This is a genomic window from Kineosporia sp. R_H_3, assembly GCF_002198675.1.
Lineage (GTDB): Bacteria > Actinomycetota > Actinomycetes > Actinomycetales > Kineosporiaceae > R-H-3.
Window position 1 is genome coordinate 1 of record NZ_MWLL01000159.1, and the last position, 19,333, is coordinate 19,333.

Sequence of the window (19,333 nt, forward strand, 5' to 3'; positions counted from 1 at the left end):
GTGATGACCTCACGGTCGTCCTGAGGCGGGGGCGTCGGGCCGGGGCCGGGGGCGAGGGTGCGCACCCGGACAGCGAACCAGCAAAACCGGGAGGCCGCCCGCGACGCGTGGTCACGGGCGGCCCGGGGGACGGTCGGCGACGCCGACCGGTCCTGACGGCGGCGGTCAGCCGCCGATCGCGTCGTCGGCCTTCTGCTCGAAGCCCTCGATCTGGCTCGTGAACTTGCCGCCGGTCTTCTCGTCGGCGAGGTCCGCGGCCTTCTCGAGGATGCTGTCGCTGACACCCTCGAGCTTGTCGGGGTTGTCCTTGATGAAGTCCGCGGCCTTGTCCTTCAGCTCGTCGAACATGCTCATGGTGGTCTCCAAAGGGGGTCCGCGGCCGTGTCCGCCCGCGAGATGGTGCGCCGGCGGGTGCCCGCCGACGCTGTGATCGTAAACCGCCCCGGCGGGCCCGCGGGCCCGGTCCCGGGTCACCGTTCAGGTCACCGTCCGGGCCGCCGCCGGGACCGCCCTGCGAGACTTCCGTCCGTGACCGTCCCGCCGCCGCTCCCCGTCGTCGCCGTCGTCGGCCCGACGGCGTCCGGTAAGTCCGACCTCGCGGTCGACCTGGCCCTGGCGCTGGCCGGCGAGGTGGTCAACACCGACGCGATGCAGCTCTACCGCGGCATGGACGTCGGCACCGCCAAGCTCCCGCCGGCGCAGCGGCGCGGGGTGCCGCACCACCTCCTCGACGTCCTCGACGTCACGCAGGAGGCGAGCGTCGCCGCGTACCAGCGGGACGCGTCCGCCGTCGTGGACCGGCTGCTCTCGCAGGGGACGACCCCGGTGCTCGCCGGCGGGTCGGGCCTGTACGTCCGGGCGGCGCTCGACGTCCTCGACATCCCGCCGACCGACCCCGCGGTCCGGGCCCGCTGGGAGGAGCGGCTCGCCGCCGAGGGGGCACCCGCGCTGCACGCCGTCCTCGTCGCCCGGGACCCGGTCGCCGCGGAGCGGATCCTGCCGACGAACGGACGGCGCGTCGTCCGCGCGCTCGAGGTCGTCGAGCTCACCGGCCGCCCGTTCAGCGCGACGATGCCGCGCGAGGAGTACGTCCGCCCCGCCGTGCAGGTCGGGCTCACGGTGCCGCGGGACGCCCTCGACGCCCGCATCGCGCTGCGCGTCGACCTCATGTGGCGCGACGGCCTCGTCGAGGAGACCGAGCGGCTCGTCGCACAGGGGCTGCGCGAGGGCCGGACGGCGCCCCGCGCCCTCGGGTACGCGCAGGTCCTCGACCTGCTCGCCGGGCGCTGCACCGACGCCGAGGCGCAGGAGGAGACCGTCCGCGCGACGCGCCGCTTCGCCCGCCGGCAGGAGAGCTGGTTCCGGCGCGACCCGCGGATCGTCTGGCTCCCGTACGACGCCCCGGACCTGCTCGACCGGGCGCTCGCCGTCGTCCGCGCGGGTGCCGCGGGCACCCCGGCGGGGCCGACCCCTCAGCCGGCGGCCGACCCCTCAGAGCCCGGTCCGCGGACCCCTTAGGCCGCGCCGCGCGGACCGCGACGAGGACGGCGCGACCGCCCCATGCGCGCGCCCCCGCCTCAGGACGACCGTGAGGTCATCACCTGAGGAGGACACCGTGAACTGGAACAGCCACCTGAACTGGACCACCGCCCGCGAGCTCCACGAGGAGCGCGTCGAGCGCCTGCAGCGCTCGTGGGGCCCGAGCGTCACCGGCACGCTCCGTGCGGCGCTGCAGCGGCGCAGCGCCCGCCGGGCCGCCGCCCGGGCGCGGGGCTACGACCTCGCCGCCTGAGCCCGAGCCCCGAGCCCTGAGCCCTGAGGACCGGACCCGTGAGCCCGCAGACGCTGTCGGCGGTCGGTGCCACGATGGGGGACATGCCCCCGCTCGTCGCCGATGCCCCGTTCGTCGGCCGTGCCGAGCCGCTGCGCCGGCTCGCCGAGCTGCTCGACGGCGCCGCCGCCGGCCGCCCGGCGGCGGTCGTCGTCGGCGGTGACGCCGGTGTCGGCAAGACCCGGCTCGTCGCCGAGCTCGACGCGCTCGCCCGGGCCCGCGGCTTCGTCGTCGCCACCGGGCGCAGCGTCGACCTCGGCGCCGGCGGGCTGCCGTACCTGCCGTTCGTGGACGCCGTCCGCTCGCTGGCCCGCACCGACGGCCCGGCGGCGGACGTCGTCCGCCGCAGCACCCAGGAGTGGCCCGTGCTGCTCCACCTCGTCGGGCGGGCGGGCGACTCGCCCCGGCTCGACGACTCCGACCGGCTGCCGCTCTTCGACGCGGCGGCGTCCCTGGTCGCCCGGCTCGCCGAGGAGGTCGCCCCGCTCCTGCTCGTCCTCGAGGACGTGCACTGGGCCGACCCGTCGACCCGCGACCTGCTGCGGTTCCTGCTGTCCCGGCTCGGGTCCGAGCGGCTGCTCGTGACGCTGACGGTGCGCACCGACGACCTGCACCGCAGGCACCCGGTGCGCCCGCTGCTCGCCGAGCTCGTCCGGCTGCCGGGCGTCGAGCGGATCGACCTGCAGCCCTTCGACGAGGCCGAGCTGGGCCGGCTGCTCACGTCGGTCGCCGGCGGTGCGGTCCCGGCCTCCCTCGTCGAGGACATCGCCCGCCGCTGCGGCGGCAACGCCTTCTTCGCCCTCGAGCTGCTCGCCGCGGCGGGCGCCGGGTCGGCGGCCGCCCCGGCGGACCTGCCGTGGGCGCTCTCGGACGTCCTCATGACCCGCGTCGAGGGTCTCTCGGCACCCGCCGTGGAGATCGTCCGGGCGGCGTCCGTCGCGGGCCGGTGCGTCACCGACCGGCTGCTGCGCGCCGTCGTCGCGGACGCCGCGCCGGGCACCCCGCCGGAGCCGGCGCTGCGCGAGGCCCTCGACTGGCACGTCCTCGTCGCGGACGGCGACGGCACCTTCTCCTTCCGGCACGCCCTCCTCCAGGAGGCCGTCTACTCCGACCTGCTGCCCGGCGAGCGGGTCCGGTTGCACGCCGCCTACGCCCGGGCGCTCGCGGCCGACCCCGGCGACGACGCGGAGGGCCGCTGGGCCGACCTCGCCGAGCACGCCCTGCGCAGCCACGACACCGCCGCGGCGCTCACGGCGTCCTGGCAGGCGGCGCTCGACGCCGTCGCCCGGCTCGCCCCGCTCGCCGCCCACGAGCACGCCGACGCGGCGCTGGGCCTGTGGGACGCCGTCCCCGCCGACCGCCGCCCGGCCGGCCTCGACCACATCGACCTGCTCCTGTTCGCCGCCACCGTCACCGGGCAGAGCGGCGACCGGCCCCGGGCCGTGGCGCTCGCGACCGCGGCCCGCGACGAGGCGCTCGCCGGCGGGGACCCGCTGCGGGTCGCGCACGCGCGACGGCACCTCGCCCGCCAGCTCTACGGCAGCGACCTCATCGACGCGTGCATGGAGGAGGCGTCCCTGGCCCGGGCGACCCTGCTCGCGCACCCGCCGTCGGAGGACCTCGTCTGGGCGACGGCGGTGCTCGCCAACGCCAAGGCGAACTTCGCCGACGGCACCGAGACGGCCGAGCTCGCGACCGAGGGCCTCGGCTGGGCCCGCGAGCTCGGGCTCGCCGCCGCCGAGGCCGACCTGCTCGTGACCCTGTCGCTCGTGCGGCCCGGCCCGTCGTCCGGCGATGCGGTGCCGGCCGCCGACGAGGCCCGGCTGCTCCGGGCCCGGGACAGCGCCCGCGCGGCCGGCGAGCACTCGATCGAGCTGCGCGCGCTCTGGAACCTCGGCCTGACCCGGCACGAGGTCGACGACCTCGCCGGGGCCGTTGCGGTCTACCGGGAGGTGCAGGAGCGGGCCGCCCAGACGGGGCTCGGGGCCAGCTTGTACGCGATGGAGGTGCGGCTCGCCCTCGTCGAGGTGCTCTTCCGGCTGGGGGAGTGGGACGAGGCGCTCCGCGTCGCCGCGGCCCCGGGGCTGCGCCTCGGCCGGCGCGACACCGCCTCGCTCCAGGTCGCCGCCCAGCGGGTCGTCGTGGAGCGCACGCCCGAGGCCTTTGCCGCGGCGGACCAGCGGATCCGCGCGAGCGGCCGGGACGACGGCGGGTCGCTGGGCGCGTGGGCCGACGTCTCGCTGCACCTGCACGGCGCCGTGGCGAGCACCTGGTGCGGCCGGCCGGACGCCGCCGTCGCCCACGTCGACGCGGCGCTCGCCCGGCTGGCGGCCGAGGACGACGAGCTCCATCTCGTGAGCGTGCGGGTCGTCGCCCACGGGCTCGCGGCGCTCGCGCAGCAGGGGCACGCGGCGGACCAGACCACGGCCGACGCCTACCTCGACCGGGCCGAGCGCGTCGTGGCCTCCGGGCGGCCGCTGCGCGGGCGCACGATCGGTCCCGAGGCCCGCGCCTGGCTGACCCGCGCCCGCGCCGACCGGGCCCGGGTCGCCCGCGCCGGCCGGCCCGACGCGGCCGACGTCGGGCCCTGGCGCGAGGTGCTCGCCCTCGTCCCCGGCCAGCCCTACGAGGAGGCACTGGCCCGGTACCGCATCGCCGAGGCACTCGTCGCGGCCGGCGACCGGGACGGCGCCGCCGCCGAGGCGCTGCCCGCCTTCGCGACCGCGGTCGCCCTCGGCGCCCGGCCGTTGCGCGCCGCGCTCGAGTCGCTGGGCCGCCGCGCCCGGCTCGACCTCGGCGCCGGCGTGCCGTCGTCCGACGGTCCGCTCACGCCGCGCGAGGCCGAGGTGCTCCGGCTCGTCGCCGAGGGCCTGACGAACCGCGCGATCGGCGAGCGGCTCTTCATCAGCGAGAAGACGGCGAGCGTCCACGTCTCGAACCTCATGGCCAAGCTCGGGGCGTCCGGCCGGGCCGAGGCGGTCGCGATCGCCGGCCGCCGAGGGCTGCTCGCCGACGCGTAGCGGCGGCACGACCTAGGCTGGGCCGGTGAGCACCCCGTCCGTCACCGGTCCTGTCGTCGACCTGCTCCCGGACGGCGACCCGCTCGCCGGTCACCTGCCCGTCGCCAAGGGCCACGGCACGGAGAACGACTTCGTGCTCGTGCCGGACCCGGACGGCCGCGTCGACCTGCCGCCCGCCCTCGTCGCGGCGCTGTGCGACCGCCGGGCCGGGCTCGGCGGCGACGGGCTCATCCGCGTCGTCCGCTGCGCGGCGCTGCCCGAGGGGGTCGCGCTCGCCGGCGACGCCGAGTGGTTCATGGACTACCGCAACGGCGACGGCTCGGTCGCCGAGATGTGCGGCAACGGGATCCGGGTCTTCGTCCGCTACCTGCAGCACCTCGGCCTCGTCGACCTCGCGGACGGCGGGACGCTGCCGGTCGGCACCCGCGCCGGGCTGCTCTCGGTGCGCCGCGACGGCGACCTGCTCGCGGCCGACCTCGGTGCGTGGCGGGTCGTCGGCGGTGCGCAGGCCGTCGGCGCGGGCTCCGACGCGACCGTCGAGGTCCGCGGCATCGAGGCGACGGCACCGGACGGCACCCTCGCGACCGTGCCGCTGCCCGGGCTGTCGATCGACGTCGGCAACCCGCACACCGTCGTCGCGCTCGGCTCCCTCGACCTGCTCGGCGGGGCCGACCTGACCCGCGCCCCGCACGTCACGCCGGTCCCGTCCGCGGGCACGAACGTCGAGATCACCGTGCCGCTCCACGAGTCCGGCTCGGACGTCGGGCACCTGCGGATGCGCGTCCACGAGCGCGGCGTCGGCGAGACCCGGTCCTGCGGCACCGGCGCTGCGGCCGCCGTCCTCGCGACCCGGGCCTGGGCCGGCCCGGCCGCGCCCCGGGTGTGGACCGTCGACGTCCCCGGCGGCCGCCTGCGCGTCACGGTCCCGGCGGACGACGTCCTCGCCGGCCCGGCGGTCGAGCTCGCCGGCCCGGCCCGGATCGTCGCCGAGGGCAGCCTCGACCCGGCCTGGCTCGCCGCCGCCCGCGCCGCGTCCGCCTGAGCCGGGGTTACTCCCCGGTACTCCGGAAGGGGGACCCCCGCCCGACTCAAGTCGGAGCCCCCGGCGGGCGATATGGGTCTCACGAGGGACGCGGTATCAGGGCGTCCACCGGTTGACTCTGTATCGCCAGGAGCAGCCGGACCGGCGCAGGGGAGGGACCGCACATGGTCCGCACGGCAACAGGTGCCACCGCACCGGCCAGCGACCGCCTCGTGCGCCGCGACCTGCTCATCCTGCGGCTCGAGGCCGACAGGCGCCGTCGCAGCAGCGGCAGCGGCCGGATGCGTCAGCGGGTGACGCGCAGCACCCGGTAGCCCTTCGCACTGCCGGCCCGCGTGACGGTCCCGTCGAGGTTCTCCTGGAGCCAGGCGTGCAGGCTGTCCGCCCCGAGGTTGCGCTGCACCACGAGGTGGGCGGCGCCGTCGTCCGTCAGCCGGGGGAGCCAGCGCAGCAGCATCGCGTGCAGCTCGGCCTTGCCGACCCGGATCGGCGGGTTGGACCAGATCGCAGCGAACCGGACGTCGTCCGGGACGTCGTCCGGCCGCACCGCCCGCACCCGGCCGAGCCCGAGCCGCGCCGCGTTGGCCGCGGTGAGCCCGAGCGCGTGGTCGTTGACGTCGACGGCCCACACGGTCGCCTCCGGCGAGAGCAGCCCCAGCGTCAGCGCGAGCGGGCCCCAGCCGCAGCCGAGCAGGTCGCCGGTCGCCGGCGGCTCCGGGGCCTCGCGCAGGAGCACCCGGGTGCCGAGGTCCAGGCGGTCGCCGCTGAAGACACCGCCCGCCGTCTCGACCTCGACGTCCTGGCCGGCGAGCGTGACGTGGATCGTGCGCGACCCGCCGGGGGCCTGCGGCGTCCGGAAGTAGTGCGCCTGGCCCTCGGTCATGGCCGTCAGGCTACCGGGGTGCACCGGGCACCCGGAGCGTGCGGAATCCCGCTCGACCCCGTCTCGTTGGAATGGGAGTCTGGACGCACGAGACGGCGCACGGCGCAGCACCCGGCCGGGCCACCCGCACGACCCAGGAGGACATCACGGAACCCATGACGCAGCCCCAGGACCAGCCCCTCACCACGAGCGGGCCGACCGACGAGGGCGACGGCGTCGCGGTTCCGCTGACCGGCTCCGCAGTCGTCTCCCGCATCCTGTCCCGCCACGCCGCGGCCACCTCCGGCGACGGCACGACCGTGCACCGGGACCAGGACGGCGACCAGCAGGACCTCTCCGACCGGCAGGCGCTGCGCCGCGTCGCCGGCCTGTCCACCGAGCTCGAGGACGTCACCGAGGTCGAGTACCGGCAGCTCCGGCTCGAGCGGGTCGTCCTCGCCGGGCTCTGGACGTCCGGCAGCGCCGCGGACGCCGAGAACTCGCTCCGTGAGCTCGCCGCCCTCGCCGAGACCGCGGGCTCCGAGGTGCTGGACGGCGTCCTGCAGCGCCGCGACACCCCGGACCCGGGCACCTGGCTCGGCTCGGGCAAGGCCGAGGACCTGCGCGGCCTCGTCGCGAGCACGGGCGCGGACACCGTCGTCTGCGACGGCGACCTGTCGCCGTCCCAGCGGCGCAGCCTGGAGGACGTCGTCAAGGTCAAGGTCATCGACCGGACGGCGATCATCCTCGACATCTTCGCCCAGCACGCGAAGTCCAAGGAGGGCAAGGCGCAGGTCGAGCTCGCCCAGCTCGAGTACCTGCTCCCGCGCCTGCGCGGCTGGGGCGAGTCGATGTCCCGGCAGGCCGGTGGCCGGGTGGCCGCCGGTGCGGGGATCGGGTCGCGCGGTCCGGGTGAGACGAAGATCGAGCTCGACCGGCGGCGGATCCGCACCCGGATGGCCAAGCTCCGGCGCGAGATCAAGGAGATGAAGACCGCCCGGGTCACGAAGCGGGACAGCCGCAAGCGCAACGCCGTCCCGAGCGTCGTCATCGCCGGCTACACGAACGCCGGCAAGTCGAGCCTGCTCAACCGGCTCACCGGTGCCGGCGTGCTCGTCGAGAACGCGCTCTTCGCGACCCTCGACCCGACGGTGCGCCGCGCCGTCACCCCGGACGGCCGCGAGTTCACCCTCGCGGACACGGTCGGGTTCGTCCGGCACCTGCCGCACCAGCTCGTCGAGGCTTTCCGGTCGACGCTCGAGGAGTGCGCGGACGCCGACCTCGTCCTCCACGTCGTCGACGGCGCCCACCCGGACCCGGAGGGGCAGCTCTCCGCCGTCCGCGAGGTGCTCGGCGAGGTCGGGGCGGTCGACGTCCCCGAGCTCGTCGTCGTCAACAAGGCGGACGCCGCCGACCCCGAGGTCGTCGACCGGCTGCTGCGGCGCGAGAAGAACGCCGTCGCGGTGTCCGCGTGGACCGGTGCCGGCGTCGACGAGCTCGTCGCCCGGATCGCCGACTCGGTGCCGCGGCCGGACGTCGAGGTCGACGTCCTCGTCCCGTACAGCCGCGGTGACCTCGTGAACCGGGTGCACGTCGAGGGTGCGGTCCTCACCGAGGAGCACACGGGCGAGGGCACCCGGCTGCACGCCCGGGTCCGCCCGGGGCTCGCGGGCGAGCTCGCTCAGTTCCAGCCGGCGGCGCAGCACTGACGGTCCGGGGCGGCGGGTCCTAGCATCGGCGGGTGGCACCTGCGGACGTGCGTGTCGTCGAGGTGCTCGCGGCGCTGTCGCTGACGACCGACCTCGCCTCGGGCGTCCCGTTCGAGAAGGGGCTGCGCACGTGCGCGGTCGCCGAGGCGCTCGCGGCTGCCGTCGGGCTGGACGACGGCGACCGCCGGGTCGTCTTCCAGGCGGCGCTCCTGCGGGCCGTCGGCTGCACCAGCCACGCCAGCGAGAACGCCGGCCACTTCGGTGACGACGTCGCGTTCCAGGCCGCCCTCAAGGTCCTCGACCCCGGCGACCCGGCCGTGTTCGGCGCGCAGCTGCGGTCCTTCGGCCGGTGGGCGGGGGAGACGGCCGCGCCGGCGCTGGCCGCGCGCTTCGTCGAGATCGCCCCCACGGTCGGCCCGGTGGCCGGCCGCAGCGGGTGCGAGGTGAGCCGCGCGCTCGGGCCGCGCCTGGGGCTCGAGCCCGCGGCCGTCGATGCCCTCGACGAGGTGTACGAGCGGTGGGACGGCCTCGGGTTCCCCGAGGGCCGGTCGGGCGACGGCCTCACCCTGGCCGCCCGCCTCCTGCACGCGGCGGAGCAGGCCGTCCTCGCGCACGGGGCCGCGGGCGGCGGACCGGCCGGAGCGGCCGCGGCCGTCGCCGAGGTCCGCCGCCGGGCCGGGGGCCACCTCGACCCGGACGTCGCCGCGGCGCTCGTCACGCATGCGGACGTCGTGCTCGCGCCGTTGGAGGCCACCGACGTCCTCGCGCACGTCGTGGCGGCGGAGCCGCCGCCCCGGGCCACGCTGCCGTTCGGCCGCCTCGACACGCTCGCCCAGGCGTTCGCCGTCGTCGCCGACCTCAAGGGCCGTCACCTCGTCGGCCACTCGCACCGGGTCGCCGACCTCGCGGCCGCCGCTGCAGGACTCGCCGGTGCGGACGATGCCCGCACCGCGCGGCTGCGCAGCACCGCGCTGGTCCACGACCTCGGCCGGGTCGTCGTCCCGAGCAGCGTGTGGGACCGGCCCGGTCCGCTCGGCCCGGCGGACGTCGAACGGGTCCGCCTGCACACGTACTGGACGCAGCGCGTCCTCGCCCGCTGCCCGGCGACCGCCCCGCTCGCCGCGGCGGCGAGCGGGCACCACGAGCGGTGCGACGGCAGCGGCTACCACCGCGGCGTCCGGGCCGCGGACCTCGACCCGGACGCCCGCCTGCTCGCCGTCGCGGACGCGTTCGCCGCGCTCACCGCGGACCGGGCCCACCGGCCCGCCGTCACACCGGCCGCGGCGGCGGCGACCCTCCAGGAAGAGAGCCTCCGTGGCGGGCTCGACCGGGACGCCGTGGCGGCCGTCGTCGAGGCGGCGGGGCTGCCGCGGCCGCGCCCCGCGCACCCGGCCGGGCTGTCCGAGCGGGAGGTCGAGGTGGTCCGGCTCGCGGCGAAGGGCCTGTCGAACAAGGAGATCGCCGCCCGGCTGGTCATTCGGAACGGACCGTCGGTCACCATCTCGCGCACGTCTTCGACAAGACGGGCCGGCGCACCCGGGCCGGCGTAGCGGTGTTCGCGGTCGAGCACGGGCTGCTCGGCGGGCCCGGATAGGTCGACCGACCGATGCGGGGCCGCAGCGCCGACGGCGACGGTGGTCGTCGTCCGCAGCCCGCCCGCCCAGCCATCGGGAGCACCCATGACGACATCCACGAGCGAGACCTCCACAGACGCGACCGGTCCGAGCACCGCCGGCGACCTCGGCCGCACCGCGACGGTCGCGGCGATCTACGAGGCGTTCGGGCGCGGCGACGTCCCGACGATCCTGTCGATGCTCGCCGAGGACGTCGTCTGGGACGGCGACTGGGCGGACAACTGGGGCCAGCGCGAGCACCTCGACCACTTCGCGCCGCGGCGCGGGCACGCCGGGGTCGCCGAGTTCCTCGGCGTCGTCGGCGGGTTCACGGTGCACGAGTTCCGGGTCCTCGACCTCCTCGAGAGCGGTTCCCAGGTCGTCGCGGAGGTCGTGGTCGACCTGCAGGCCCCGGGCGGCGGCCGGTTCCGCGACGAGGAGCTGCACCGCTGGAGGTTCGGGCCCGACGGGAACGTCGTCTCGATGCGGCACTACGTCGACACCGCGAAGCACCTCGCCGCCGGCCGCGGGGAGGACACCACCCGCCGCTGAGCCGTCGGGCCGCCGCGGCCGGGCCGCCGTCAGACCCGCGACAGCAGGTCGGGCGGCGGCTCGGTGTCCTGCGGCCAGTCGGCGTAGACGCCCATCGTGCCGTCGCTCAGGCAGCGCAGCGCGAGGTGCACGTACGACACGAGGCCGCCCGCGCCGAGCGTGAAGCCCACGGCGACGTCGAAGACCTCGCCGCCGCAGGGGCAGGCCGCCTCGACCGGCCGGGCCGCGGCGGCGTGCGCGTCGGAGTCGAGCATCCAGCGCCGGTCGCCGCAGCGCAGGCAGACCCGGCCGGCGACGCCCTCGGAGTCGTCGACGAGCACGTGGAAGGCCCCGTTGCCGCACAGCGCGCAGACCGCGTGGACGATCCGGCTCAGGGTCTGCCGCTCGGAGCAGTAGTCGGCGAGGAAGGCGTCCAGGTCACGGGCCTCGGTGCCCTGCCAGGAGTCCTCGCCGCGTGCCGTCACCACCACGGCCGGGACTCTAGCCCGGTCCCGGGCCGTGGCCGATGTCAGGCCGGGACGTCAGGCCCGGCGCGCCTGGCACGTGATGCAGCGGGTGGCCCACGGGAGCGCCTCGAGCCGGTCGGCCGCGATCGGCTCGCCGCAGCCGTCGCACACGCCGTAGGTGCCGTCGTCCGCCTTCTCCTGGGCCCGCAGCACGTCGGCGTGCAGCGCCCGCAGCCGGTCGTGCGCCGCGACCTGGGAGAGCCGCTCGACGGCCAGGGCCGTGCCCTCGCCGACCCGCTTGCCGAAGCCGATCCCGCCGAGGTCGCCGGACGGCGCGGTGAGGACGGCGATCTCCGCCTCGAGCTCGGCCCGCTTCGCCGCGAGCACCGCGTGCACGTCGTCCGTCATCCCCGCAGCATGCACCCGCAGGCGGTGGACCGCGAGGGCTGTTCCGCACGCCGGCGCCGGGCCTGCGAGCATGGACGGCGATGACCACCTCCCCGGCCCGCGCCCCGTCGGCGCTCGGCGACCTCGTCGGCCCCGGCGGCGTGCTCGACCCCGCGGCCCCCTTCGACCCCGACGCCACCTACGAGGCGTTCGCGGCGTGGACGGCGGCCCAGGGCCTCACGCTGTACCCGGCGCAGGAGGAGGCCCTCCTCGAGATCGTCACCGGGAGCAACGTCGTCCTCGCGACCCCGACCGGCTCCGGCAAGAGCCTCGTCGCGCTCGGCGCCCACCTCACCGCGCTCGCGCAGGGCCGCCGCACGTTCTACACCGCCCCGATCAAGGCCCTCGTCTCGGAGAAGTTCTTCGCGCTGTGCGACGCCCTCGGCGCCGACCGGGTCGGCATGCTCACCGGCGACGCGAGCGTCAACGCCGACGCCCCGGTCATCTGCTGCACCGCGGAGGTGCTCGCGAACCTCGCGCTGCGCGAGGGCGGGGCCGCGTACGTCGGCCAGGTCGTCATGGACGAGTTCCACTTCTACGCCGACCCGGACCGCGGCTGGGCCTGGCAGGTGCCGCTCCTCGAGCTCACCGACGCGCAGTTCCTCCTCATGTCGGCGACCCTCGGCGACACGAGCCGGTTCGAGACCGACCTGACCCGGCGGACCGGCCGCGGCACGGTGACGGTCGCGTCGGGGGAGCGGCCCGTGCCGCTGACCTTCTTCTACGCCATGACGCCGATGCACGAGACGCTCGAGGAGCTCCTGCAGACGAACCAGGCGCCGGTCTACGTCGTCCACTTCACCCAGGCGGCGGCGCTCGAGCGGGCCCAGGCGCTCATGAGCGTCAACGTCGCGACCCGCGCCGACAAGGACCGGATCGCCGAGTTCCTCGGCGGCTTCCGGTTCGCCGCCGGCTTCGGCAAGACCCTGTCCCGGCTGGTCCGGCACGGGATCGGCGTCCACCACGCGGGGATGCTGCCGAAGTACCGCCGCCTCGTCGAGCAGCTCGCCCAGGCCGGGCTGCTCAAGGTCATCTGCGGCACGGACACCCTCGGCGTCGGCATCAACGTGCCGATCCGCACCGTCCTCATCAGCGCCCTGAGCAAGTACGACGGCACCCGGGTGCGGCACCTCAACGCCCGCGAGTTCCACCAGGTCGCCGGCCGGGCGGGCCGTGCCGGGTACGACACCGCGGGCACCGTCGTCGTCCAGGCCCCGGACCACGAGATCGAGAACGAGAAGCTCCTCGCCAAGGCCGGCGACGACCCGAAGAAGCGCCGCAAGATCGTGCGCCGCAAGCCGCCCGAGGGCTTCGTCGCATGGAGTCGCTCGACGTACGACCGGCTCGTCACCCTCGAGCCGGAGCCGTTGCAGTCGAGCTTCGCCGTCTCGCACGCGATGGCGCTCAACGTCCTCGCCCGGCCCGGGGACCCGGTCGCCGCGATGCGGCACCTGCTCGAGGACAACCACGAGCCGCGCCCGAAGCAGCGCGCGCACATCCGCCGGGCGATCCAGATCGGCCGGGCCCTGCTCGCCGCCGGGATCGCCGAGCGGGTGCCGGCCGCCGGGGTCGTGGAGGAGACCGGCCCGGACGGCGTGCTCCGCGGCGCCGACGGCCGCCCCCTACGCGGTGCGGACGTCACGCTCCGCCTCACCGTCGACGTCCCGGCCGACTTCGCGCTCAACCAGCCGCTCTCGACGTTCGCGCTCGCGGCCCTCGAGCTGCTCGACGTCGAGTCGCCGACGTACGCGCTCGACGTCCTGTCGGTCATCGAGGCGACCCTCGAGGACCCGCGCCACGTGCTGTCGGCGCAGCGGTTCAAGGCCCGCGGCGAGGCCGTCGCCGAGATGAAGGCCGAGGGCATCGAGTACGACGAGCGGATGGAGCTGCTCGAGGAGATCGGCCACCCGCAGCCGCTCGCCGAGCTCCTCGGTGCCGCCTACGAGATGTACCGGCGCGGGCACCCGTGGGTCGCCGACTACGAGGTCCGGCCGAAGACGGTGGCCCGCGACCTCTACGAGCGGGCGATGTCCTTCACCGAGTACGTCGCGTTCTACGGGCTCGCCCGCACCGAGGGCCTCGTGCTGCGCTACCTCGCCGACGCGTACAAGGCGCTGCGGCAGACCGTGCCGGAGACGGCGCGCACCGAGGACGTGGAGGACGTCACCGAGTGGCTCGGCGAGCTCGTCCGGCAGACCGACTCGAGCCTGCTCGACGAGTGGGAGGCGCTGCGCAACCCGTCGGCCACCGAGTCGGCCGTCGAGCAGGCAGCGCACCACCACACGCCCCCGCCGGTCACGGCGAACCGGCGCGCGTTCCGGGTGCTCGTCCGCAACGCGATGTTCCGCCGGGTCGAGCTCGCGGCGCTGCGGCACTGGACGCCGCTCGGCGAGCTCGACGGCCCGGCCGGCTTCGGCGAGGACGACTGGCACGAGGCGCTCGACGCGTACTTCGCCGAGCACGACGAGATCGGCACCGGCGGCAACGCTCGCGGCCCGGCGCTGTTCGTCGTGAACGAGACCCCGGACCGTGACCCGGACGGCGTCCTGCCCGCCCGGCGCTGGGAGGTCCGCCAGGTCGTCGACGACCCCGAGGGCGACCACGACTGGGCCGTCGAGGCCGTCGTCGACCTCGACGCGTCCGACGAGGCCGGCGAGGCGGTCGTGCTCGTCACCGGGTTCCGGCGGCTGTAGGGCCAAGGCATGGACGACGGCGCGCAACGTGACGAGGGCCTGCGGCGTCCCGCAGGCATGACCCGCCGGCTGCTCGCCGCCCCCGTGCTGCTCGTCGTCCTCCTCGCCGCGGTCGTCACCGTCGTCGCCGCACCCGCCGGCCTGCAGTGGTGGTCGGTCCGGAACAGCGCGGACCCCGACGTCGCGCTCGCCGCCCTGACCTGCCAGGCCGGCGGAGGCCGGGTCGTCACGTCCGTGGAGGAGCGGCCGTGGGGCTGGGTCGTCCGGACCCAGCAGTGGCGGGTCGCCTACCTCGGCGCCGACGACACCAGCAGCGGCGCCCCCGCGACCTACGTGACGCGGGAGGACGGCGTCCTCGTGCCGTGGCAGAGCGGGTCCTCGCCGCCGACCGACCCCGCGACCGGGGCCGAGCTCACCGCGCCGGGGGCCGCGGACCCCTGGGAGGCGGACCTGGCCCTCGCCGCTGCCGCCGGACGCGACCCCTACGTCGCACAGCGGTGCGTCGGGGAGCGGATATAGCCGGTTCCTGCCCGAATTCGGGCAAGAACTTGATGTCGGCCGGCCGTCGGGGGAGTATCGAGGTGTGCCCGACCCCGATCTCGTCCAGCGCGTCGCCGCGTCGACGGGGCTGAGCAGCGCCGAGGCCGCCCGGGTCGTCGACGACGTCCTGGCGTTCCACCGGGAGACCGTCGAGGACTACGTCCGCCGCCGGCACGCCCACCTGCAGACCTACGGCGCGAAGAACCCCGAGATCTTCGCGACGGTCGCCGCCGAGCTGCGCGGTCGGCTCGTCGCGGCCCCCGACCTCAGCGAGCGGCAGCTGCGCCGCATCGTCTACGGCTGACCCGGCGCCTTACCGCGTCCGGCCCCAGCACCCGAACCACCGACCCGAAGGAGCCCGCCCGTGTGCGGCATCGTGGGATACGTCGGCGGCCAGCACGCCGCGCCGATCCTCGTCGAAGGCCTGTCCCGCCTGGAGTACCGGGGCTACGACTCCGCCGGCATCGGCGTCCTCACGAGCGGCGCCCCGCGGGTCGTCCGGACCGTCGGCCGGGTCCGCGACCTCGTCGAGGCGCTGCCCAAGCGGCTCGCCGGCACCGTCGGCATCGGCCACACCCGCTGGGCCACGCACGGCCCCGCGACGACCGCGAACGCGCACCCGCACCGCAGCGAGGACGGCCGCATCGTCCTCGTGCACAACGGGATCATCGACAACGCGGCCGCGCTGCGCGAGCGCCTCGAGGCGGCGGGCGTGACGTTCGCCTCCGAGACCGACACCGAGGTGCTCGTCCACCTCGTCGCCCGCTCGACCGCCGGCACCCTCGAGGACAAGGTGCTCGACGCTGTCTCGCAGGCCGTCGGCACGTGGGCCGTCGCCGTCGTGAGCGCCGACCACCCGGACCGGATCGTGGTGGCGCGCAACGGGTCCCCGCTCGTGCTCGGCATCGGCGAGAAGGAGATGTTCGTCGCCTCCGACGTCTCCGCGCTCGTGCGGCACACGAGCCAGGTCGTCCACCTCGAGGACGGCGAGCTCGCGAGCGTCACCGCGGACGGCTTCCGGACGTTCACGGCACAGGCCCGCGACGTCCCGAAGACCACCGAGACGGTGACGATGACCGCCGACGAGCTCGAGCTCGGCGGGCACGGGACCTTCATGCACAAGGAGATGCACGAGCAGCCGCAGACCCTGCTCCGGATGCTCGGCGGCCGCCTCGACGACCGGTTCGCCACCGCCCGGCTCGACGGGCTGCGGATCGAGCCGCGCGAGCTGCGCCAGTTCCGCCGGGTGAAGATCCTCGGCTGCGGGTCGGCCTACTACGTCGGTCAGATGGGCGCCTCGATGATCGAGGACCTCGCCCGGATCCCCGCCGACGCTGAGCCGGCGTCCGAGTTCCGCTACCGCAACCCGATCATCGAGCCCGACACCCTCTACGTCGCCGTGAGCCAGTCCGGCGAGACCGCGGACACGCTCTTCGCCGTCCGCGAGATCCAGCGCAAGGGCGGCCGGGTCGTCGGGCTCGTCAACGTCGTCGGGTCGTCGATCGCACGTGCCTGCGACGGCGGCGTGTACCTGCACGCGGGGCCCGAGGTCGCCGTCGCGTCGACGAAGGCCCTGACCCACATGGGCGTCGGCTTCGCCCTCCTCGCCCTCCTCCTCGGTCGACTCCACGACCTGTCGTTCGCCGACGGCACGCGGATCGTCGAGGGCCTCAAGAAGCTGCCCGACCAGGTCGCGGCGGTCCTCGCCGAGGAGAAGGCGATCGCCGAGGTCGCGGCCACGGTGGCGCCGGCGCCGAGCCTGTTCTTCCTCGGGCGGGTCCGCGGCTACCCGGTGGCCCGCGAGGGCGCCCAGAAGTTCAAGGAGATCTCCTACCGGCACGCCGAGGCCTACCCGGCGAGCGAGCTCAAGCACGGGCCGCTCGCCCTCGTCTCGCCCGAGCTGCCGACGGTCGCGATCGTGCCGGACGACGAGCTGCTCGAGCGCAACGTCGGCGCGCTCCACGAGGTCGCGGCGCGCGGCGGCCCGCTCCTCGTCGTGACCCACGAGGGCGTCGACCTCGGCGTCGCCTGCGCGCGCATCGACGTCCCGAAGAACGAGCCGGAGCTCGACCCGGTGCTCCTGACGATCCCGCTGCAGCTGCTCGCGTACCACGCGGCGCTCGTGCTCGGCCAGGACATCGACCGGCCGCGCAACCTCGCGAAGTCGGTCACGGTCGAGTAGCCCGGCGCCCTCGGGGGCGGCGGCGGGCCGGCCGATCAACCGGTCAGTCGCCGTCCCCGGCGCGCAGCAGGATCCGCCGGTCGCCGACGCGCACGACGTCACCGGCGAAGAGCTGCCGGCCGCGCCGGGTCTCCTCCTCGCCGTTGACCGCGACCTCGCCGTCGGCCAGGAGGGACTTGACCTCGGCCCCCGAGTCGACGACGTCCGCGTACTTGAGCAGCTGCCCCAGCCGGATCCCGTCGTCGCCCACGGTCACGTCGGTCGTCTCGTCGGTCGTCTCGTCGGTCGTCTCGTCGTGGTCCACCCGGCCATCATCCCCTGCCCGGGACCGGCTCCGTACCGGCGTCCTGCGGCTCGGCGGCGTCGCGCCCGCTGCCGAGCGAGAACGATGCGAGGAGCCCGAGGAGCACGAGCCCGGAGGCGACGAGGCCGACCTGGCGCGTCGCCGCGACGTACGCCTCCTCGAGGGCCACGACGGCCGGGGCGTCCGCGCCCTGCTCGCCGCGCAGGGCGCCGATCGCGGCGCCCGCGCTCGACGTCGTCGCCGCGACGAGGGCCTTCGTCTGGGCCGTGGGCACTCCCGCGGCCTCGAGGCGGTCGGTCGCGGACGACGTGAGCGTCGTGACGAGGACCGCCCCGATGATCGCCACGCCGAAGGCCGAGCCGACCTGCCGGGCGGTGCTCTGGGTGCCGGACGCCTGGCCGGACTTCGCGACGGGGACGTCGGCGAGGATCACGCCGGTGAGCTGGGCGGTGGCGAAGCCCACGCCGAGGCCGTAGAGGAACAGCCACGGCACGAGCCGCCAGACCGAGATGTCGACCCCGACCGACAGGGCGATCCCGAGGATGCCGACGATCTCGGCGGCGAGGCCGATCCGGACGACGGCGCGCGGCCCGAGCCGGTTCGACAGCTGCGGGGCCAGCGGGGCGGAGAAGAACGAGCCGGCCGCGAGCGCGACGAGGACGAGGCCGGTGCGGGTCGCCGACAGCCCGAGGATGTTCTGGATGTAGAGCGGCAGCAGGAAGAGCAGGCCGAACTCGCCGAGACTGATGATCATCGCGGCGACGTTGCCGTTGCGGAAGCTCGGGACCCCGAAGAGCGCGAGGTCGAGGACGACGACCCGGCCCTGCCGCTGCCGGCGCCGCTCGACGGCGACGAACGCGGCGACGGCGAGCACCGCGAGGGCGGCGACGGGCACGATCGGGGAGACGGCCGCCGTCCAGCCGAGCTCGTCGGCCGCGGCGTCCGAGGCGTTCCACCAGCCGTACCGCTGGCCCTCGATGAGGCTGAAGACGAGCCCGCCGAGCCCGACGACGGACAGCGCCGTGCCGGGCAGGTCGATGCCCTTGGCGGCGCCGTCCTCCTTCGTCTCCCGGACGTACAGGAGCAGCCCGGTGACGATGACCGCCCCGACGAAGACGTTGATGCCGAACGCCCAGCGCCACGAGAACGTCGTCGTGAGCCAGCCGCCGAGCAGCGGCCCGACCGCGGCCATGCCGCCGATCGTCGAGCCCCACACCGCGAACGCGATGCCGCGCTCGCGACCGCGGAAGGTCGCGTTGAGCGTCGACAGGGTCGACGGCAGGATCATCGCGCCGCCGATGCCCTGGAGCACCCGCGCGACGATGAGCAGGGCGCCGCTCGGGGCGAGCGCGCAGAGCACGCTCGCCGTGACGAACACCACCGTGCCGGCCAGGAGCAGGCGCCGGCGGCCGTAGAGGTCGCCGAGCCGGCCGACGGTGATGAGCAGGGCCGCGAAGACGAGCGAGTACACCGACGTGATCCACTCGGCCTGCGTCGTCGAGATGCCGAGGTCGGCGATGACGCTCGGGATCGCGACGTTGACGATCGTCGCGTCGGCGATGATGAGCGCGACCGCGAGCGAGATCGTCACCAGACCGAGCCAGCGACGCGGGTCGGCGTCCTGGGCGGGCTGCGGGTGGGGCACCATGTCCGACCTCCGGAGGCAATCGTTCAGCATGCTGACCTTATCCGTGCCCCGGCCGGGTGCCCGCCCGGAGGCCGCCGGCAGCGTGCGGCGAAGCCGGACGAAGTCGGCCGAACGAGACCTATGATCAGTGATCAACAGATCGCTGATCGGACGTCGTCGACCGCGACGAGTCACAACCGGGGGAGTCGATGGCGGGCGTCCGTGACCGGGTCGACCGGTGGATCCAGCGGGCGGCGGGCTGGGGCGCCCGGCTGTGGCCGCGGCGCTCGGCGCCGCTGGAGCCGCCGGTGCGAGCCGTCGGGCTGTACGAGACCGAGGGCCTGTCGGTCCGGATCGAGGAGTTCGTCGCGCCGGCGCCGGTGCCGGCGCCCGAGGTGCGGCGGTCCACCTCGGCGCCGACCGACGGCCGGACGGGGCCGCCGCCGCCCGGCGCCGGGCAGCAGC

19 protein-coding genes are annotated in these 19,333 nt (G+C 75.8%); 13 read left to right on the plus strand and 6 right to left on the minus strand.

The window, feature by feature from the left end:
• Window positions 1-165 precede the first annotated feature (165 nt).
• The gene (locus ECOMGDLI_RS16540) at window positions 166-354 is read right to left on the minus strand and encodes an antitoxin (protein ID WP_088317967.1); all 189 of its coding nucleotides are present in this window, start codon (window positions 352-354) and stop codon (window positions 166-168) included.
• A gap of 174 nt (window positions 355-528) precedes the next feature.
• Between ECOMGDLI_RS16540 and miaA the strand changes: the two genes are divergently transcribed.
• From miaA to ECOMGDLI_RS34695, 5 genes are all read left to right on the plus strand, one after another.
• Window positions 529-1,518 carry a tRNA (adenosine(37)-N6)-dimethylallyltransferase MiaA gene (gene miaA, locus ECOMGDLI_RS16545; protein WP_233153493.1) on the plus strand — a complete coding sequence of 330 codons (990 nt, stop codon included), beginning with the start codon at window positions 529-531 and terminating at the stop codon, window positions 1,516-1,518.
• Between the two features lie 97 nt (window positions 1,519-1,615).
• Complete coding sequence (locus ECOMGDLI_RS34690) at window positions 1,616-1,792, plus strand: hypothetical protein (RefSeq protein WP_158221031.1); 177 nt, start codon at window positions 1,616-1,618, stop codon at window positions 1,790-1,792.
• 38 nt (window positions 1,793-1,830) lie between these two features.
• Entirely contained in the window at window positions 1,831-4,851 is a 3,021-nt protein-coding gene (locus tag ECOMGDLI_RS36460; RefSeq protein ID WP_088317968.1) for a LuxR family transcriptional regulator, read from the plus strand.
• Window positions 4,852-4,876: 25 nt separating this feature from the next.
• Window positions 4,877-5,893 (plus strand): diaminopimelate epimerase, encoded by a 1,017-nt coding sequence (dapF, locus tag ECOMGDLI_RS16555; protein ID WP_233153494.1) that lies wholly within the window; start codon window positions 4,877-4,879, stop codon window positions 5,891-5,893.
• A 164-nt stretch (window positions 5,894-6,057) separates the two neighbouring features.
• Complete coding sequence (locus tag ECOMGDLI_RS34695) at window positions 6,058-6,207, plus strand: hypothetical protein (RefSeq protein WP_158221032.1); 150 nt, start codon at window positions 6,058-6,060, stop codon at window positions 6,205-6,207.
• Here the strand turns inward: ECOMGDLI_RS34695 and ECOMGDLI_RS16560 are convergent.
• The gene (locus tag ECOMGDLI_RS16560; protein ID WP_088317969.1) at window positions 6,180-6,776 is read right to left on the minus strand and encodes a class I SAM-dependent methyltransferase; all 597 of its coding nucleotides are present in this window, start codon (window positions 6,774-6,776) and stop codon (window positions 6,180-6,182) included. The genes ECOMGDLI_RS34695 and ECOMGDLI_RS16560 overlap by 28 nt on opposite strands.
• A 155-nt stretch (window positions 6,777-6,931) precedes the next feature.
• Between ECOMGDLI_RS16560 and hflX the strand changes: the two genes are divergently transcribed.
• The 3 genes from hflX (at window position 6,932) to ECOMGDLI_RS16575 (ending at window position 10,629) form a co-directional block, all read left to right on the plus strand.
• Entirely contained in the window at window positions 6,932-8,464 is a 1,533-nt protein-coding gene (hflX, locus tag ECOMGDLI_RS16565; protein WP_088317981.1) for a GTPase HflX, read from the plus strand.
• Between the two features lie 32 nt (window positions 8,465-8,496).
• Complete coding sequence (locus ECOMGDLI_RS16570) at window positions 8,497-10,014, plus strand: HD domain-containing phosphohydrolase (protein WP_143447745.1); 1,518 nt, start codon at window positions 8,497-8,499, stop codon at window positions 10,012-10,014.
• Between the two features lie 129 nt (window positions 10,015-10,143).
• Complete coding sequence (locus tag ECOMGDLI_RS16575; RefSeq protein ID WP_088317971.1) at window positions 10,144-10,629, plus strand: nuclear transport factor 2 family protein; 486 nt, start codon at window positions 10,144-10,146, stop codon at window positions 10,627-10,629.
• Window positions 10,630-10,658: 29 nt separating this feature from the next.
• On the opposite strand, the gene ECOMGDLI_RS16580 is transcribed toward ECOMGDLI_RS16575, so the two are convergent.
• On the minus strand, window positions 10,659-11,099 hold the full coding sequence (locus ECOMGDLI_RS16580) for a hypothetical protein (protein ID WP_143447746.1): 441 nt from the start codon (window positions 11,097-11,099) through the stop codon (window positions 10,659-10,661).
• Between the two features lie 51 nt (window positions 11,100-11,150).
• Window positions 11,151-11,483, minus strand: coding sequence for a TraR/DksA C4-type zinc finger protein (locus tag ECOMGDLI_RS16585; protein WP_143447747.1), 333 nt, complete (start codon window positions 11,481-11,483; stop codon window positions 11,151-11,153).
• Between the two features lie 80 nt (window positions 11,484-11,563).
• Between ECOMGDLI_RS16585 and ECOMGDLI_RS16590 the strand changes: the two genes are divergently transcribed.
• From ECOMGDLI_RS16590 to glmS, 4 genes are all read left to right on the plus strand, one after another.
• Entirely contained in the window at window positions 11,564-14,215 is a 2,652-nt protein-coding gene (locus tag ECOMGDLI_RS16590; RefSeq protein WP_088317973.1) for an RNA helicase, read from the plus strand.
• Between the two features lie 9 nt (window positions 14,216-14,224).
• Window positions 14,225-14,734 carry a hypothetical protein gene (locus tag ECOMGDLI_RS16595; protein WP_143447748.1) on the plus strand — a complete coding sequence of 170 codons (510 nt, stop codon included), beginning with the start codon at window positions 14,225-14,227 and terminating at the stop codon, window positions 14,732-14,734.
• A 64-nt stretch (window positions 14,735-14,798) separates the two neighbouring features.
• Window positions 14,799-15,059 (plus strand): hypothetical protein, encoded by a 261-nt coding sequence (locus ECOMGDLI_RS16600; protein ID WP_088317975.1) that lies wholly within the window; start codon window positions 14,799-14,801, stop codon window positions 15,057-15,059.
• 60 nt (window positions 15,060-15,119) lie between these two features.
• Window positions 15,120-16,937 (plus strand): glutamine--fructose-6-phosphate transaminase (isomerizing), encoded by a 1,818-nt coding sequence (glmS, locus tag ECOMGDLI_RS16605; RefSeq protein WP_088317976.1) that lies wholly within the window; start codon window positions 15,120-15,122, stop codon window positions 16,935-16,937.
• 43 nt (window positions 16,938-16,980) lie between these two features.
• Here the strand turns inward: glmS and ECOMGDLI_RS16610 are convergent, their stop codons facing one another.
• Both ECOMGDLI_RS16610 and ECOMGDLI_RS16615 read right to left on the minus strand, forming a co-directional pair.
• Complete coding sequence (locus tag ECOMGDLI_RS16610; RefSeq protein WP_088317977.1) at window positions 16,981-17,241, minus strand: RNA-binding S4 domain-containing protein; 261 nt, start codon at window positions 17,239-17,241, stop codon at window positions 16,981-16,983.
• A gap of 7 nt (window positions 17,242-17,248) precedes the next feature.
• On the minus strand, window positions 17,249-18,889 hold the full coding sequence (locus tag ECOMGDLI_RS16615) for an MFS transporter (RefSeq protein WP_088317978.1): 1,641 nt from the start codon (window positions 18,887-18,889) through the stop codon (window positions 17,249-17,251).
• 188 nt (window positions 18,890-19,077) lie between these two features.
• Between ECOMGDLI_RS16615 and ECOMGDLI_RS16620 the strand changes: the two genes are divergently transcribed.
• On the plus strand, window positions 19,078-19,333 hold a 256-nt coding region (locus tag ECOMGDLI_RS16620), incomplete at its 3' end, for a hypothetical protein (protein WP_143447749.1).

Excerpts from the sequence above, each read along its gene's own strand:
- hflX (WP_088317981.1), top strand. The coding sequence starts at position 6,932 with ATGACGCAGCCCCAGGACCAGCCCCTCACCACGAGCGGGCCGACCGAC.
- ECOMGDLI_RS16595 (WP_143447748.1), top strand. The coding sequence starts at position 14,225 with ATGGACGACGGCGCGCAACGTGACGAGGGCCTGCGGCGTCCCGCAGGC.
- ECOMGDLI_RS34695 (WP_158221032.1), top strand. The coding sequence starts at position 6,058 with ATGGTCCGCACGGCAACAGGTGCCACCGCACCGGCCAGCGACCGCCTC.
- ECOMGDLI_RS16590 (WP_088317973.1), top strand. The coding sequence starts at position 11,564 with ATGACCACCTCCCCGGCCCGCGCCCCGTCGGCGCTCGGCGACCTCGTC.
- ECOMGDLI_RS16560 (WP_088317969.1), bottom strand. The coding sequence starts at position 6,776 with ATGACCGAGGGCCAGGCGCACTACTTCCGGACGCCGCAGGCCCCCGGC.
- ECOMGDLI_RS16615 (WP_088317978.1), bottom strand. The coding sequence starts at position 18,889 with ATGGTGCCCCACCCGCAGCCCGCCCAGGACGCCGACCCGCGTCGCTGG.
- ECOMGDLI_RS16540 (WP_088317967.1), bottom strand. The coding sequence starts at position 354 with ATGAGCATGTTCGACGAGCTGAAGGACAAGGCCGCGGACTTCATCAAG.
- ECOMGDLI_RS16575 (WP_088317971.1), top strand. The coding sequence starts at position 10,144 with ATGACGACATCCACGAGCGAGACCTCCACAGACGCGACCGGTCCGAGC.
- ECOMGDLI_RS16585 (WP_143447747.1), bottom strand. The coding sequence starts at position 11,483 with ATGACGGACGACGTGCACGCGGTGCTCGCGGCGAAGCGGGCCGAGCTC.